Origin of the sequence: Micromonospora sp. NPDC049301 (genome assembly GCF_040678715.1) — a bacterium.
In the GTDB taxonomy this organism is placed as follows: Bacteria; Actinomycetota; Actinomycetes; order Mycobacteriales; family Micromonosporaceae; genus Micromonospora.
Map to the genome: position 1 here is coordinate 26,343 of NZ_JBFAQO010000006.1, position 15,435 is coordinate 41,777.

Here is a 15,435-nt window from a genome sequence, read left to right on the forward strand (position 1 = left end):
TGGCTATGACAACTAGCCAGGTGTGGCGGGACGGCGGACACATCGCCTACGAGGTGCACGGGGAGGGCCCGCTGGTGGTCCTCTCGCACGGCATGGGCGAAAACCGGGGAAGCTTCCGGCACCTGGTGCCGCTGCTGGTCGCGGCCGGCCACCGGGTCGCCTCGGTCGACGTGCGGGGGCACGGCGAGTCCAGTGTCGGCTGGCCCACCTACTCCCCGGCCGAGGTCGGCGCCGACCTGTTGGCCGTGGTCCGCGACCTCGACGCCGGGCCGGCCGTGCTGGTCGGCAGCTCGTCCAGCGCGGCGGCGGTGGTCTTCGCCGCGACCGAGGCACCCGAACTGGTCGCCGGCATCGTGCAGATCGGCGCGTTCGTCGGCCAGCCGAAACTCAACCCGCTGATGCGGACGGCGCTGGCAGCCGTGGTGCGCAGCCCCCGACTGTTCGGGATGTTCCACAAGACGCTCTTCCCGGTGCACCGGCCCGCCGACGACGCGGCGTACCGCCGGTCGATGGTGGCCAAGCTGCGCGAGCCCGGCCGGATGGCCGCGACGCGCGGCGTGGCCGTGCCGGTCGAGCCGCACTGGACCACCCGGGCCCGGGAGGTCCAGCAGCCCGTGCTGGTGCTGATGGGGGCCAGGGACCCGGACTTCCCCGACCCCGGTGCCGAGGCGCGGGCGGCCCGCCGGCTCTACCGCACCGCCGAGGCCCGGATGATCGAGGAGTCCGGGCACTACCCGCACGCCGACCGCCCGCAGCGGACCGCCGACGAGCTGCTCGGTTTCCTGGCGGTGTGCGCGGGTGCCTAGGGTCGGGCTCAACCAGCAGGCCGTGGTGCGGGAGGCCGCCCGGCTGGCCGACGAGGTCGGCCTCCAGCAGCTCACCCTGGCCGCGCTCGCCGGCCGGCTCGGCGTCGCGCTGCCCAGCCTCTACAAGCACGTCCGCGGGGCCGACGCGCTGACCCAGAAGCTCTCCGCGCTGGCCACCGCCGAACTGGCCACCGAGCTGACCACCGCCGCCGCCGGCCGGGCCGGCAGGGACGCGCTAGGGGCGATCGCCGACGCGTACCGCGACTACGCCCGCCGGCACCCCGGCCGCTACCCGGCCACCCAGCGGGTGCCCGACCCGACCGACCCCGAGCACGTCGTGGCGGCCGAGCGGGCGGTCGGCGCGATCTACGCGGTGCTGCGGGGGTACGGGCTCAGCGGCGAGGACGCGGTGGACGCCACCAGAGCGCTGCGCAGCGCTCTGCACGGGTTCGTCACGCTGGAGGCCGCCGGTGGGTTCGGCCTGCCCCGCGAGGTGGACCGGTCGTACCACCAACTGGTCGCCGGCCTGGACATCTCGTTCCGCTCCTGGCCGCGCGCCCGTCGCGCCACACACCAGCCGGACCAGCCGTGATCCGGGCACTCGGGCTGCTGCTGATCTTCCTGCTGGAGCTGGCCGTGCTGGCCATCGGCGCCCGGTGGGGCTGGTCCCTGGACGCGCCCACCGCCGGCCGACTGCTCGCCGCCGTCGGCGTGCCGCTGCTCCTCGCCGGGCTCTGGGGCGTCCTCGGCTCACCGCGCGCCCGGGTGCCGCTGCGCCCGCCGGCCAAGCACACCTTCCAGGCCGGCTGGTTCGTGCTGGGTGGCGGGATGCTCGCACTGCTCGGGCAGCCGTGGCTCGGCCTCGCCCTGGTCGTTGTCTGGGCGGTCGTCATCATCCTGCTGCGCCGCGCCGGCCGCCCGGCCTGAGCGCCGCCGGCCGGGCCTCCCGCTCGGGCTCCGGTCCTGATCCCCCGATAGACCGCGGTGGACGGGTCCCGCGGATCGGGCGGGGCCGTACCGCCCTCGCCCGATCGGCCCACAGGTCGTACCCTTCGGCGGGTGATCGACGGGGAACAGCAGCTGGCGCCGCGGCGGCTCTGGCCGCTGTGGACGGTGCTCGTGGTGGTCGTCCTGCTGCTGGGCTGCGGCCTGCCGGCGCTGCTGGTGGCGGGGGTGGTCCGGGAGGCCGGCGGCCGTGCCACGGTCGGACGCGTCGGCGCCTCGCCGACCGAGGATCCGGCCACAGCGGTCGCCCGTGGGCTGGCCGACCGGATCACCGCCCAACTCCAGCGGCAGTCCACGGCGCTGCTCAGCGACGACCGGGCCGGCTTCCTCGCCGTCGCCGAGCCGGCCGCGCACACCGACCTGCGCCGCCGCTTCGCCGCGCTACGCGCGCTCAAGGTCGCCGTCTGGCGGGCCGAGCCGAGCGGCCTGCCCGCGCCGGTCGTCGGCAAACCGGGCGAGTGGCGGCTGCTGGTCCGCTTCCAGTACTGCTTCGCCGCACCGGGCTGCCGGCCCAGCCCCGTGCTGATCGGCACGCGCTGGCGGGAGAACGGCGCCCAGCCGCTCCTGGTCGCCCTGGAGGAGTCCAGGTCGGCGGAGACGGGCACCCGACCCTGGGAGATCAGCGACCTGGCCGTGGTGATCGGCCCGCGGACCATCGTGGCCACTACCCCGGCGCTGCGCGGCAGGCTGCCCGGCCTGCTCGCCCAGGCCGAGGCGGCGGCCAAGGTCGCCGACGGGTACGTGGTGGCCGGGGCGCCACCGGACCGGTACCGGATCTTCTACGCCGGGCCCACCGAGTGGCAGCGCTGGTACGGCGGCGGCCGGCCACAGTGGACCGGTGGCTACGCGGTGACGGTGGGCGGAGGCCACCACGAGGTGGTGCTCAACGCCGACGGGTTGCCCAGCAGCGGCGCCGACGACCTGCTCCGGCACGAGCTGACCCACGCCGCATCGCTGCCGGAGCGCGGCTACCCGGGCAAGACGACCTGGTGGCTGGTGGAGGGGCTGGCCGAGTACGCGGGCGCCGGCGGCCAGCCGGTCGACCGGTACGAGGGGCTCGCCGAGGTGCGGAAGCTGGTCCGGAGCACCTGGGACGGGCAACTGGAGGGCATCACACCCGCCGAGGACGCCCCCGCGGATCGGGTGGGTGGCAGCTACGGCGTCGGCTACCTCGCCGTCCGGCACCTCGTCGACCGGTACGGGCCGCAGCGGCTGCTCGCCTTCTTCAAGGCGGTGGTGCACGAGCGCAAGGCGTTCGCCGCCGCCGCCGAGCAGACGTTCGGCGAGCAGTGGTCGACGTTGCACGACGAGTGCGTGGCGTACGTCCGCGCCGCCGCCGGCTGACGGCTGGTGGGCGTCGTGGCGGTGCGCCGTACGATCGATGGGTGCGCCGCACCCAGTCGCCGCGGCCTGTCCACGCCACGCGGCCCCGCCTGCTCACCGCCCTGACCGCCGTCGTCGTCCTCACCGCCACCACCGCCGCCTCGTGCGGCGACGACGACCCTGACCTCGCGCTCGCCTCGGCCGCGCGCAACCCGGTCACCGAGGTGATCGACGCGCCGGCGACGGTGACCGCCCGGGCCGCCGCCACCCTGACCGCTCCCGCCGACGGCACCCTGGCCAGCCTGCGTGTCCAGCCCGGACAGCGGGTGAAGCGCGGCCAGGTCCTCGCCGTGGTCGATTCGCCCTCCGCGCAGCAGCGGCTACGCCAGGCGAAGGAGGCGCTCACCGCCGCGAAGCGAGCCGGCCGGGGCGTCGGAGCGGGCGACCTGACCGGCAGCCGGCGCGGCACCGACAGGGCCGCCGACGAGGCGTTCGACGCCGCCCGGAAGGCCGCCGAGAAGATCGCCGACCCGCAGCTGCGGGACGCCCTGCTGACCCAGGTGACCGCCGCCCAGCGGCAGTACACCGCCGCCGCGCGCACCGCCGACCAGGCCGTCCGTGCCGTACAGCGGGGGATCAACGGGCTGAACTCCGCGGTCGGCGCGCTCTCCGCGGCACAACGGCTCCAGGCCCAGCAGGCGTACGACCTCGCGAAGGCGACCGTCGACGCGCTGACCCTGCGCGCCCCGGTCGCCGGCGTGGTGCAGCCGGGCGGCACCCGGGCCGGCGGCCCGAGCGGTGGCCTCGCCGGGCTGCTCGAGCAGGCCGGCGGCCCGCAGGCGGCCGGGATCGACCCGTCGGTGCTGGCCCCCAGCCAGGGCGGCCCGCCCGCCGGGGTGGACGACGCGGTCGCGGTCGGCGGCCAGGTCACCGCCGGCACGCCGGTCCTCACCGTGGTGGACACCGGGCAGCTGGGCCTGCTGGCCGAGGTGGACGAGACCGACGTGCTGCTGGTCCGGGCCGGTGTCACCGCCGCGGTCGAGCTGGACGCCGTCACCGGCGCCAGCTACGACGCCACGGTCCGCTCGGTCGACGTGCTGCCCACCAACTCCGCGCAGGGTGGGGTCACCTACCGGGTGCGCCTGACGCTGGGCGCCGGCAAGCTGGCCGAGGACGAGCCGGCTCCCACGCCGCGTCCCGGCATGAACGCGATCGTCCACCTGCGGGTACGCGAGGCCGCCGACGCGGTGACCGTCCCCGCCTCGGCGGTCTTCTCGGCCGACGGGCGGGACGCCGTCTGGCTCGTCCGCGACGGAAAGGCGGACCGGGCGCCGGTGACCGTCGGCGTCCAGGGATCGGACCTGGTGCAGATCCTCGACGGCGTGCAGGCCGGCGACCGCGTCGTGGTGCGCGGCGCCGACCAGGTGCGCGACGGCCAGGAGGTGCGGTGACCGGATCCCCGCCGGCGATCGAGGCGGTGGACGTGTCCCGGACGTACCAGCTGGACGGGGTGTCGGTCGAGGCGCTGCGCGGGGTGTCGCTGACCGTGCAGCCGGGGGACTACGTGGCACTGGTCGGGCCCTCCGGTTCGGGCAAGTCCACCCTCATGCACCTCCTCGGCGGGCTCGACCGGCCCACCGGCGGCCGGCTGGTGATCGGCGGTCGGGACGTCGCAGCCCTCTCTCCGCCGGAGATGGCCACCCTGCGCAACGAGACGATCGGTTTCGTCTTCCAGGCGTTCCACCTGCTGCCGCGTACCTCGGCGGTGGAGAACGTGGCGTTGCCGCTGGTCTACCGGGGGGTGTCGGCCCGGCAGCGCCGGGAGCGGGCGGCGGCGATGCTCGGCCGGGTCGGCCTCGGGCACCGGCTGGATCACCGGCCCAACCAGATGTCGGGCGGCGAGCAGCAGCGGGTGGCCATCGCCCGCGCGCTGGTCACCGAGCCGACGGTGCTGCTGGCCGACGAACCGACCGGCAACCTGGACAGCGTCACCGGCGCTGCGGTCCTGGAGCTGCTGGAGCGGCTGAACGCCGAGTCCGGGGTGGCGCTGGTGATGGTCACCCACGACCAGGAGGTCGCCGCTCGCGCCCGCCGCCGGATCACCATGCGCGACGGCGTGGTCGTCGCGGACAGCGCGGACAGTTCCGCCGACACCGGCCCGCCGGCCGCCGGCAGCAGGACCGATGACGGCGCCATCCACCTGCCTGATCGACCGCTGTCCGTTGATCATGGTCGACCTGCGACACTGGTCCCCGCTCCCAGCGCGGAGCCCCGGTCCGTGTCCGGAATCGGCCCGGGGCACCCGTCCGGTGGCTCTGGTGGCGCCGCCGGAGCCACCGGGCGCCTTCCGCACCCGCCGGTGAGCGGCCACGGCCCCGATGACGCCGACACGGCGACCGGCGGCGGGAGCGGGTCGTGAGGGTCGCCGAGGCGTGGCGGGTGGCGCTGGACGCGTTACGGGCCAACCGGCTGCGCAGCGCGCTGACCATGCTCGGGGTGATCATCGGGGTGGCCTCGGTGGTGCTGCTGGTGGCCATCGGCACCGGCACGAAACAGAAGGTGGAGCAGCAGGTCGAGGGGCTCGGCTCCAACCTGCTGCTGGTCGTGCCCGGCAAGATCGAGGTGGGCACCGCGCCGGTCGTCTCGCCGCTGACCCTCAAGGACGTGGACGCGGTCACCCGGGTGGTCGGCGACCCCGATCGGGTGGCGGTCACCATCGCCTCCGGGGCGACCGCGCGGGCCGGCGCACGCTCCGACTTCACGACCGTCCAGGGCGTACTGGAGACGACCCCGGCGGTGTTCACCCGGTCGCTGGCCCGGGGCCGCTATCTCACCGGCACGGACGTGGACACCAGCCGGCGGGTGGCGGTGCTCGGCGACTCGGTGGCACGCGCACTCTTCCCGGACCGGGACCCGCTCGGGCAGCAGGTGACGCTGGCCGGCGTGCGGTTCCGGGTGATCGGCGTCTTCGCACCGCTCGGGCAGAGCCTCGGCGTCGACCGGGACGACGAGGTGCACGTGCCGGTGACCGCCGCGCAGCGGCTCTGGGGCACGCAGCGGGTGGACGGCATCGCGGTGAAGGCGCCGGACCGGGAGCGCATCGACGACCTGGGCGAGCGGATCGTCGCCGAACTCAACCGCCGGCATCCGGACACCGAGTTCAGCGCCGTCACCCAGCAGCAGATCCTCGGCGTGCTCGGCGACATCCTCGGCGTGCTCACCGGCGTACTGGCCGCCATCGCCGGCATCTCATTGCTCGTCGGCGGGGTCGGGGTCTCCAACATCATGCTGGTGAGCGTCCGGGAACGGACCCGGGAGATCGGGCTGCGCAAGGCCGTCGGCGCCCGTCCGCGCGACATCGGTGTGCAGTTCCTGTTGGAGGCGGTGCTGCTCACCACGATCGGTGGGCTGACCGGAATGGCCCTCGGCGTGGGCACCGCACTGCTGGTGGACGCGCTGTCCCCCATCCCGGCGGCGATCACCTGGTGGTCGCTGGCGCTCGCCTTCGGCGTGTCGGCGGCGGTGGGCATCGTCTTCGGGGTGGTCCCCGCGCAGCGCGCCGGGCGGCTCGACCCGGTGGTCGCGCTGCGCGCCGAGTGAGCAGCGCCCGCCGCCCCCAACCGGACGTCGGACGCAGGCGGGGAGATACCGGCAGCGCGGATCGGGTGAACCGGGGACCAGAACATGATCAGTTGTACGAAGGGATCGCGCCGGTCACAGCCGCCCCGCTACCGTACTGGTAACACGCGCGTCGCCGGCCCGGCCCGGAGCATCCGTCGGGTTGGCACGCGCCGGGCATGGGATGGGTCGGTGAGCCATGGCCGGGTCGCAGTCCGACGGGCGGCTGTCGGAGGTCAAGTTCCTCACCGTTGCCGAGGTGGCAACGGTGATGCGGGTGTCGAAGATGACGGTCTACCGCCTGGTGCACAGCGGTGAGCTCACCGCGGTCCGGGTGGGCCGGTCGTTCCGGGTGCCCGAGCACGCGGTGCACGAATATCTCCGGGGTGCGTTTCAGGAGACCGCCTGAGCCACCGCCCCGTCCGCCGAGCGCGACCTAGCGGGCGCTGGCGGGCGCTGTGGTCGTGACCGGAAAGCGGCATCGACGGGGGCGCGTTGGTCCTGCTGACGCTCTCCGGCTACCCTGGAGCCCGACCGAGACCCCACCGGTGCGCCCCGCCGCCCAGACTGGTCCGGTCCGTTGTCCGCAAGCGGTCGCCGTCGCCACCTGCGTGGTGTCATCCGGTCCGCCCCGCACGTTGTATCGAAAGGCTGTCGTATGGGCTCGGTGGTCAAGAAGCGCCGCAAGCGCATGGCTAAGAAGAAGCACCGCAAGCTGCTGCGCAAGACCCGCGTCCAGCGTCGCCGTCTCGGCAAGTGATCGTCGCCGGGCTCGCCGCCCGGCATTCGACGTCACTTGCCACCTGTCGACCTCCGGAGGCTCAGGTGATCAGGCCGTGGTCGTCCCGGCTCGATCACTCCTGCCGGGGTAGGTGCGTCAGATGACCCCCGGTAGCACCTCAGGTGCTCCGGGGGTCGTCGTCGTCACCGGCGTCGGTCGTTACCTGGGCGCCCACGTGGCGGCCCGGCTGGCCGCCGACCCGCGTATCGAGCGGGTCATCGGCGTGGACGCGCCGGATCCCGGCGCCGAGTTCACCGACCTGCTGGACCGCGTCGAACGGATCCGCGTCGACGCCGGCTCGCTCGGCGGGATCCTCGCCGACCTCGACGTCGACGCGGTGGTCCACCTCGCGCTGGTCAGCGCCGCCGACCCGCAGCACGGTGGCCGGTCCGCCATGAAGGACCAGAACGTCATCGGCACCATGCAGCTGCTCGCCGCCTGCCAACGGGCGCCCCGGCTCCGCAAACTCGTGGTCCGCTCGTCGACCGCCGCGTACGGCGTGTCGTTCCGGGACCCGGCGGTGTTCACCGAGGAGACCGAGCCGCGCGAGGTGCCGCGCGGCGGGTTCGGCCGCGACATCCTGGACGTCGAGGGGTACGTCCGCGGCTTTCGGCGCCGCCGGCCCGACGTCACCGCGACCGTGCTGCGCTTCGCGCCGTTCATCGGCTCGACCGCCGACACGACGTTGACCCGCTACTTCGCGCAACCGCTGGTGCCCACCGTCTTCGGCCGTGATCCCCGCCTGCAGTTCCTGCACTTCGACGACGCGTTGGAGGTGCTGCACCGCTCGATCGTGGAGGATCACCCCGGCACCTACAACGTCGCCGGGCCGGGGGTGCTCTCGCTGTCCCAGGCGATCCGCCGGGCCGGTCGTGTGGCCGTCCCGGTGCTGGAGCCGGGCCTCTCCGGTGCCGCCGCGCTCGCCCGCAGCATGGGCTTCGGCCGCTACGGCCTGGACCAGGTCGACCTCTTCGTGCACGGCCGCGTGGTCGACACCACCCGGCTGGAGCGGGAGTACGGCTTCACGCCCCGCTCCACCGCCGCGGCCTTCGAGGACTTCATCCGCGCGCACCACGGCGGGGTGGTGGTCACCCGCAACCAGTTGGCCGCGGCTGAGCAGCTCGTCCTGGACGGCATCCGGCAGGTCCGCGCAGCGGTGCGGGAGCGGTCGTGACCGGGCCGGGGGAGGGGCGTGACCCAGCGGGCATCGGGCGGTTCGACGTACCGCAGGGGTCGGCCGCAGCGGCCGAGGACCCGGCGCGGCGCAACGGACACCGGCCGACGGCCGGGATCGCGCAGACCCCGGCGCCGGCCGACGAGGTCGACACCGCGGCCACCGACGAGCCGGCGGCCATGGGCGACGAGACCACCGGCGAGCCGGCGGGCGAGGGCGTTCGGGCCACCGGCGGCGAGGCCGGCGGCATCGGGGCGGCCGTGCCGGATCGGCCGGGTGACCACTGGGACCGGAAGGTCGCCAACGGCCTGGCGTTCCTGCGCCGGCGGCTCTCCGGTGACTACGAGGTCGACGAGTTCGGCTTCGACCCGGACCTGACCGACGCCGTCTTCCACCCGCTGCTGCGGCTGCTCTACCGGGACTGGTTCCGCACCGAGGTCAGCGGTGTCGAGCACGTGCCCGTCGAGGGGCCCGCCCTGGTGGTGGGCAACCACTCGGGCACGGTGGCGCTGGACGCGTTGATCCTTTCCGCGGCGCTGCACGACAAGCACCCCGCCCACCGCTACCTGCGCCTGCTCGGTGCGGACCTGGTCTTCCGGATGCCGGTGGTGTCGGAGATCGCGCGCAAGACCGGTGGCACGGTGGCCTGCAACCCGGACGCCGAGCGGCTGCTCGGCGGCGGCGACCTGGTCGGCGTCTTCCCCGAGGGCTTCAAGGGCATCGGCAAGCTCTACGCCGACCGCTACAAGCTGCAACGGTTCGGCCGGGGCGGTTTCGTCTCGGCGGCGCTGCGCACCGGCACCCCGATCGTGCCGGTCGCCATCGTCGGCGGCGAGGAGATCTACCCGATGCTCGCCGACATCAAGCCCCTCGCGCGGCTTCTCAAGCTGCCGTATTTCCCGGTCACGCCGACGTTTCCGTGGCTCGGGCCGCTGGGCATGGTGCCGCTGCCCAGCAAGTGGCTGATCGAGTTCTGCCCACCGATCCCGACCGCGCACCTGACCGACTCGGCGGACGACCCGCTGGTGGTCTTCAACCTCGCCGACCAGGTGCGGGAGACCATCCAGCAGACCCTGCACACGCTGCTGGAGCGGCGGCCGGACCCGTTCGGCCCCTGACCCCGCCGCTCAGCCGCTGCGGCGCCGGCGCTGCAACGCCAGGCCGCCGGCGACCGCGCCGGCGACCAGCCCGGCCGCCGCAGTCGACGGTACGGCGATCTTGACGGCGCGGCGGCCGGTACGGAAGTCCCGCACCTCCCAGCCGCGCTGCCGCGCCTGCCGCAGCAGGGTGCCGTCCGGGTTGACCGCCACCGCCCGCCCCACGGCGGAGAGCAGCGGAAGGTCGTTGGCCGAGTCGCTGTAGGCGGCGCAGCGGGCCAGGTCCAGGCCCTCCACCGCAGCGAGCTGGGCGACCGCCTCGGCCTTCGCGGGCCCGTGCATCAGGTCGCCCACCAGCCGCCCGGTGTACGCCCCGTCCATCACCTCGGCCACCGTGCCGATCGCGCCGGTCAGGCCGAGCCGGGTGGCGATCACCCGGCCGATCTCCACCGGGGCGGCGCTGACCAGCCAGACCCGCTGGCCGGCGTCCAGGTGGCGCTGGGCGAGCTGGTGCGTGCCGGCCCAGATCCGGGGAGCCATCAGCTCGTCGAAGATCTCCTCCGTGAGGCGTTCCACGTCGTCCACCCGCCAGCCCTCGACGAAGGCCAGCGCGGCCTCCTTGGCCTGGGACATGTCACCGGCGTGCTCCCGGGCGAGCAACCGGAACCGGAGCTGCTGCCAGGCGAACCGGGCCAGGTCGGCGGTGGTGAAGTAGTTCCGGGCGGCGAGGCCACGAGCGAACCAGTAGATCGACGCTCCCTGCATCATCGTGTTGTCCACGTCGAAGAAGGCCGCCGCGATCGGGTCCGGTGCGGGCGCGGTCGCCGGAGCCCGCTCGGTCTCCGCCCAGCCGGCGGTGTGACCATGGGCGTCGGTGCTGACCGTCACCTTGCGGCTGCGCGCCACGCGTCTCCCCTCCTCGCCAGATGCGACGGATTACCTCCAGCGAGGGTAGCCGGCGAGCATGGTCGACCGGCCGGGCAGACAGCGAACTGCGTCACGACCGGCCGGACCTGCGGTATGGGAGTCGCCGGGCCGCCCGGGGTCGGTCAGCGGGAGCCGGGGCAGGCGGACGGGGCGGGGCCGAGGGTGTCGCTGGCCGCCGGAGCCGGGAGGCCGCAGGCGATCGCCGCGCGCAGCGCGTCCGAGCGCTCCCGGATGCTGTCCAGCAGCACCAGCGAGCGCCGGGTCCGCTCCCGGTCGGCCCGGGTGGCCCCGTCGAGCAGGTTGCCCACCGCTCGCCGCTGGCCGGCGACGAAGGTGTTGACGGTGTCCAGGCTGGCCGGCTCGGCCCGCTGCACGGCGGCGGCGGTGAGCAGGCGGACACCCTGCCGGGTGTCGGCGTCCATGTCGTCGAGGACCGCGCTGTAGCCGATCCGGTCACCGCGCAGCTCGGCGGCCTCACCGAGCCGGGTCCGGGCGAAGTCCAGGAAGAGCTGGCCACGGCTGATGTCCGAGCTGGCCAGGGCGAGTTGGGCCCGCTCGGTCGAGCGCTTCATGCCGTACAGCGCGTCGCCGGGGACCGCGTTCTCGCTGGCGGCGGAGATGCCGGAGACGGCGATGGCGCCGGCCGCGATGCCGATCAGGATCGCGCCGCGGGCGCGGGCGCGGCGGGCGGTGACCGCCGGAAGCAGTGAACCCCGGGTGGTGTTGGCGGGACGCGCGGCGGCCGGTTCCCCGGCCGGTGGGGTGGTGCCCATCCCTTCCCGCACGGCGGTGGCGAGCAGCATCGCCCGCAGGCCGGTGCGGAATTCGGCGTCCACCTCGACCGCCGGCGGATCGACGCTGAGCCGCTGGCCCACTGCGACGAGCGGCGCGAGCTGGCCGTCGACCCGGGAACGGACGTGGTGCCGCCGCCCGCCGTTGGCCTCGTCGAGAAGCTGCGCGAAGCGCTCGGCGCGCCGGCGGGAGAAGAGGATGTTGTCCACCGCAGGCACCTCCTCTCGCTGGTCACGGCCGGTCGGCCGCCGTCGTTGCCAGCGACCGGGCGGCAGTGTGACACCACGGAGGTGAGGCCCCGTCCGGCGTGCCGGTCGGACCTCGGTGACCCGGGCCTGCCGGGGCAACCACCGGTCGCACCCGGAGAAACGCCGTGGACCGGGCACGGGTTACGGGCCCGGCGGGGCGGAAATCACAGAAAGTGATTGCCGTCACCCGACGCAACCGACTCTGAACGGCCCGGACGTCGATCGACGCAATCCGTCCCGCGGAGAGAAACTACGGCTGGAAGCCGTCGGGCAGAAGTCGGGCCAGGGCGCGGACCGCCCGGTACTGGAGGGCCTTGATGGCGCCCTCGTTCTTGCCCATCGCCCGGGCCGTCTCGGCCACCGAGAAGCCCTGGAGGAACCGGAGCACGATGCACTCCTGCTGCTCCGGGTTGAGCTGCTTCACGGCGGTGAGCAGCGCGACGTTGGTGATGTGCTCCACCACCGCCGCCTCCGGGCTGCCCTCCGGGCCGCGGTCCTCCCGGTCGGCGTCGAGCACGTCGCCGGTGGTGACCTCCAGCCGGTACCGGCCGGACTTGAAGTGGTCCGCGACCAGGTTGCGGGCGATGGTCACCAGCCAGGCGCCGAGGTCGCGGCCCTGCCAGGTGAAGCTGCCGATCCGCTTGAGCGCGCGGAGGAAGGTGTCCGAGGTGAGATCCTCGGCGAGCTGCCGGTTGCCGACCCGGAAGTAGACGAACCGGAAGACGGTGTCCACGTACCGGTCGTAGATCAGGCCGAACGCCTCGGACTCGCCGGCCTGGGCCCGCTCGACCAGCGTCCAGACCTCGGTGGCCGGGTCGGACGGGTCCGGGCGGCTCGGGAAGCCGGTCGGGGTCGTGGTGGTGGTCGCCGGCACCGCCGGGATCACCGCCGTCTCGCCCGCGGACGGGTCGGTGGTCGTCGCCGTCGTGTCGCCGACCCGCCGGCCCTGGGCCGGCATGGTCGGTCGGGCCGGTACGGCGACCCGGCCGCCGGCCGGCTTCGCGTTCCCGCCGGGCACCGCTGGTCGCGGGGGCGGCTCGTTGTGGTGTGGCCGGTTGCGAATCCGCTTCGCCGTGCCGTCGCCCCGCACGGCGGTGCCGTGTGGTTCGTCCAGCGGAGCGCGGGCCGCCGGCCGCTCGTTGACCTGGGCGCGGGTCGTCTGACCGGTCAGGCCGACCGGGCGTTCCGCGTAACCGAAGGTGGTCACCGGGTCGCCCCCGTCCCATCAGTCGCCGGGCGGGCCGGTTTGCGGGTCGTCGGTGCGGACCGACCGGGCTTCCGGTCGGGCAGGACGGTTCCGGGGTGTGCCGACGGGCGGCAGTTCCCCTTGAGGTGCTGGTCCAATGCGCTCACAGGCACGGGGGCCTCCTCGGGCTGAGGGGTGTCGACTCACGGCAAATGGGGTGAGCCGACCCGAGTGATGATAAGGCCAACGTCACCCGCGCGTGGCAAGTCCGTTACACAGGGCGGAAGTATTTCCCGCTCCATCGCACCGTCGGCGGACCGGTTGTCCGTCGTGTGCGGTTGACTTTGGATCGGCGCGGTGATCCAGGGTGGATCCCCAGGTCGGGGGTGTCGTGCCCGTTCGGCTGACCCACCCCGTCGGGTGGTCGGTGCGAGCCCGGCCGAACCGGTGCCGGACGGCGTCACCCGTCCCATCGACAGGACCTGATCGGATCGTCGGTGGCACAGTGGGCGGTCCCGTCGGCGGGACTTTCGCGGAGCGGGGTCCGGGCCGTCGGGGCGTGGCCTGTCGTCGCCCGCTGTGCCAGACTCGATCACCGTGCAGGACGCATCGGCAAACCCCGCGCCGAACCTCGCCGACCGGGTCCACCGGGCGGCTCTCGACCACGGCGACCGGCCCGCGCTGCACTGGCGCGACCGGACGCTCAACTGGTCCGATCTGGACGCCGCGGTGGACGCCACCGCGCACGCACTGACGGCCATCGCGCCGCCCACCGACCCGGGCGGTACGCCGCCACGCGTCGCTATCGCGCTGCCCAACACCCCCGACTTCGTGGTCAGCCTGCTCGGTGCCCTGCGGGCCGGGCTCGTCGCGGTGCCGGTCAACCCCGGCTTCACCACCCCGGAGCTGCGGCACGTGCTGGCCGACTCGGGCGCATCGGTGCTGATCGGCACCGAGCGGATCCGGGGCCTGGTCGCCGAGGTGGCCACCGAGCTGCCCGCGCTCACCGCCGTGCACGGCACGCCCCCACGGTCGGCCGCCGACGCACCCGAGCCGCCGGCACGCCCGCACCGGGGCGGTGCCGACCTGGCCGTACTGCTCTACACCTCCGGCACCGAGGGCCGCCCCAAGGGCGCGATGCTCTCGCACCGCGCGCTGCTGGCGAACCACGAGCAGGTCGACCGGATCGAGCCGCCGGTGGTCGGTCCGGGAGACACCGTGCTCCTGGCCCTGCCGCTGTTCCACGCGTACGGGCTCAACTCGGGGCTCGGCGCCGTCGTCCACCATGGCGCGACCGGCGTGCTGCTCGACGAGCTGGGGCCCACGGCGGGGCTCGACGAGATCGCCCGGCACCGGGTGAGTGTGCTGGTCGGCGTACCGTCGATGTTCCTGGCCTGGGCCAGCACGGCCGCGGTCCGCACGGCGACCGCCTCCGTCCGGGTGGCGGTCTGCGGCGCGGCACCCCTGGAGCCGGCGGTCGCGGCGCGCTTCACCGAGGCCACCGGTCATGCCGTGCACATCGGGTACGGCCTCACCGAGACCGCTCCGGTGCTCACCTCCACGCTGGTCGGCGGGGTGGCCAAGGCCGGGTCGATCGGCCGGCCGCTGCCCGGTGTACGGCTGCGGCTGGTCGACGCGGACGGCGCGGACCTGTGGCGCGACGGCGTGGCCACCCCCGACGACGACCCGGATGAGCTGGACATCTCCGACGTGGCGCCGGGCACCGACCCGGGGCAGATCGTCGTGGCCGGCCCCAACCTCTTCGCCGGCTACTGGCCGGACGGCCGGGACGGCCCGGACGCCGACGGCTGGTGGGGCACCGGCGACGTCGCGTACGCCGACGAGGACGGCGACCTCTTCCTGGTCGACCGGCTCGGCGAGCTGATCCTGGTCAACGGGTTCAACGTCTATCCGCACGAGGTCGAGCTGGTGCTCGCCGGGCATCCCGGGGTGGCCGAGTCGGCCGTACTGGGTGTGCCGCATCCCCGGACCGGCGAGACTGTCCGGGCGTACGTGGTGCCGGCGCCGGGGCGGCAGGTGACCGGAGAGGAGCTGCTCGCCCACTGCGCGCGGAACCTGGCCCGGTTCAAGTGCCCGACCGCGGTCGAGTTCGTCGACGCCCTACCGCACTCGGCGATCGGCAAGGTACGCAAGACCCAGCTCCGGTCGGCGGCGCCGACCGACCCGCCGGCGCACGCCGACACCCGCACGGAGGTAACCGATGTCCACTGACGCCCGCCTCGCCCTCATCACCCGCCCCGGCTGTCACCTGTGCGACGACGCCAAGGCGGCGCTCGACCGGGTGGTGGCGGTCACCGGGGACAAGTGGGTCGAGTGGGACGTCACCGGCGACGAGGGGCTGGAGCGGGAGTACGGGGACCGGCTGCCGGTGGTGATGCTCGACGGCAAGGAGCACGGCTACTGGCGGGTGGAGGAGGAACGGCTGCTGCGGGACCTGACCACGCCGCAGCTCTGAGC

The 15,435-nt window shown here is 74.4% G+C and carries 16 protein-coding genes; 13 read left to right on the forward strand and 3 right to left on the reverse strand.

Annotated features, from left to right (window positions below):
- Positions 1-5: 5 nt before the first annotated feature.
- From AB0K07_RS18790 to AB0K07_RS18840, 11 genes are all read left to right on the forward strand, one after another.
- Positions 6-806 carry an alpha/beta hydrolase gene (locus AB0K07_RS18790; RefSeq protein ID WP_363756713.1) on the forward strand — a complete coding sequence of 267 codons (801 nt, stop codon included), beginning with the start codon at positions 6-8 and terminating at the stop codon, positions 804-806.
- The gene (locus AB0K07_RS18795) at positions 799-1,398 is read left to right on the forward strand and encodes a WHG domain-containing protein (protein WP_363756715.1); all 600 of its coding nucleotides are present in this window, start codon (positions 799-801) and stop codon (positions 1,396-1,398) included. Before AB0K07_RS18790 ends, AB0K07_RS18795 begins: the two co-directional genes overlap by 8 nt.
- A complete protein-coding gene (locus AB0K07_RS18800; RefSeq protein ID WP_363756717.1) occupies positions 1,395-1,733 on the forward strand; it encodes a YrdB family protein in 339 nt (112 codons plus the stop codon). Before AB0K07_RS18795 ends, AB0K07_RS18800 begins: the two co-directional genes overlap by 4 nt.
- Before the next feature lie 132 nt (positions 1,734-1,865).
- The gene (locus AB0K07_RS18805) at positions 1,866-3,155 is read left to right on the forward strand and encodes a hypothetical protein (RefSeq protein WP_363756719.1); all 1,290 of its coding nucleotides are present in this window, start codon (positions 1,866-1,868) and stop codon (positions 3,153-3,155) included.
- Between the two features lie 41 nt (positions 3,156-3,196).
- Positions 3,197-4,585 carry an efflux RND transporter periplasmic adaptor subunit gene (locus tag AB0K07_RS18810; RefSeq protein WP_363756720.1) on the forward strand — a complete coding sequence of 463 codons (1,389 nt, stop codon included), beginning with the start codon at positions 3,197-3,199 and terminating at the stop codon, positions 4,583-4,585.
- Entirely contained in the window at positions 4,582-5,553 is a 972-nt protein-coding gene (locus AB0K07_RS18815; protein ID WP_363756721.1) for an ABC transporter ATP-binding protein, read from the forward strand. Before AB0K07_RS18810 ends, AB0K07_RS18815 begins: the two co-directional genes overlap by 4 nt.
- Entirely contained in the window at positions 5,550-6,734 is a 1,185-nt protein-coding gene (locus AB0K07_RS18820; RefSeq protein ID WP_363756722.1) for an ABC transporter permease, read from the forward strand. The genes AB0K07_RS18815 and AB0K07_RS18820 overlap by 4 nt, the downstream gene beginning before the upstream one ends.
- A gap of 217 nt (positions 6,735-6,951) precedes the next feature.
- Complete coding sequence (locus tag AB0K07_RS18825) at positions 6,952-7,161, forward strand: helix-turn-helix domain-containing protein (RefSeq protein WP_007465625.1); 210 nt, start codon at positions 6,952-6,954, stop codon at positions 7,159-7,161.
- 249 nt (positions 7,162-7,410) lie between these two features.
- Positions 7,411-7,512, forward strand: coding sequence for an AURKAIP1/COX24 domain-containing protein (locus AB0K07_RS18830; protein WP_007465623.1), 102 nt, complete (start codon positions 7,411-7,413; stop codon positions 7,510-7,512).
- A gap of 121 nt (positions 7,513-7,633) precedes the next feature.
- Entirely contained in the window at positions 7,634-8,707 is a 1,074-nt protein-coding gene (locus AB0K07_RS18835; RefSeq protein WP_363756723.1) for an NAD-dependent epimerase/dehydratase family protein, read from the forward strand.
- Positions 8,708-8,955: 248 nt separating this feature from the next.
- Entirely contained in the window at positions 8,956-9,825 is an 870-nt protein-coding gene (locus tag AB0K07_RS18840; protein ID WP_363757156.1) for a lysophospholipid acyltransferase family protein, read from the forward strand.
- 9 nt (positions 9,826-9,834) lie between these two features.
- Here AB0K07_RS18840 and AB0K07_RS18845 read toward each other — a convergent pair whose 3' ends face one another.
- The 3 genes from AB0K07_RS18845 to AB0K07_RS18855 all read right to left on the reverse strand — a co-directional run bounded on the left by AB0K07_RS18845 (position 9,835) and on the right by AB0K07_RS18855 (position 12,978).
- Complete coding sequence (locus tag AB0K07_RS18845; RefSeq protein WP_363756724.1) at positions 9,835-10,710, reverse strand: HAD-IB family hydrolase; 876 nt, start codon at positions 10,708-10,710, stop codon at positions 9,835-9,837.
- 143 nt (positions 10,711-10,853) lie between these two features.
- Positions 10,854-11,732: a DUF5667 domain-containing protein gene (locus tag AB0K07_RS18850; RefSeq protein WP_363756725.1), complete on the reverse strand. Its 879-nt coding sequence runs from the start codon at positions 11,730-11,732 to the stop codon at positions 10,854-10,856.
- A 289-nt stretch (positions 11,733-12,021) separates the two neighbouring features.
- Entirely contained in the window at positions 12,022-12,978 is a 957-nt protein-coding gene (locus AB0K07_RS18855) for an ECF subfamily RNA polymerase sigma factor, BldN family (protein ID WP_363756726.1), read from the reverse strand.
- Between the two features lie 576 nt (positions 12,979-13,554).
- On the opposite strand from AB0K07_RS18855, the gene AB0K07_RS18860 reads away from it, so the two are divergent.
- On the forward strand, positions 13,555-15,189 hold the full coding sequence (locus tag AB0K07_RS18860) for an AMP-binding protein (RefSeq protein WP_363756727.1): 1,635 nt from the start codon (positions 13,555-13,557) through the stop codon (positions 15,187-15,189).
- Positions 15,179-15,433, forward strand: a complete 255-nt coding sequence (locus AB0K07_RS18865; protein WP_074314802.1) for a glutaredoxin family protein — start codon at positions 15,179-15,181, stop codon at positions 15,431-15,433. The genes AB0K07_RS18860 and AB0K07_RS18865 overlap by 11 nt, the downstream gene beginning before the upstream one ends.
- The last annotated feature ends 2 nt before the right edge of the window (positions 15,434-15,435 follow it).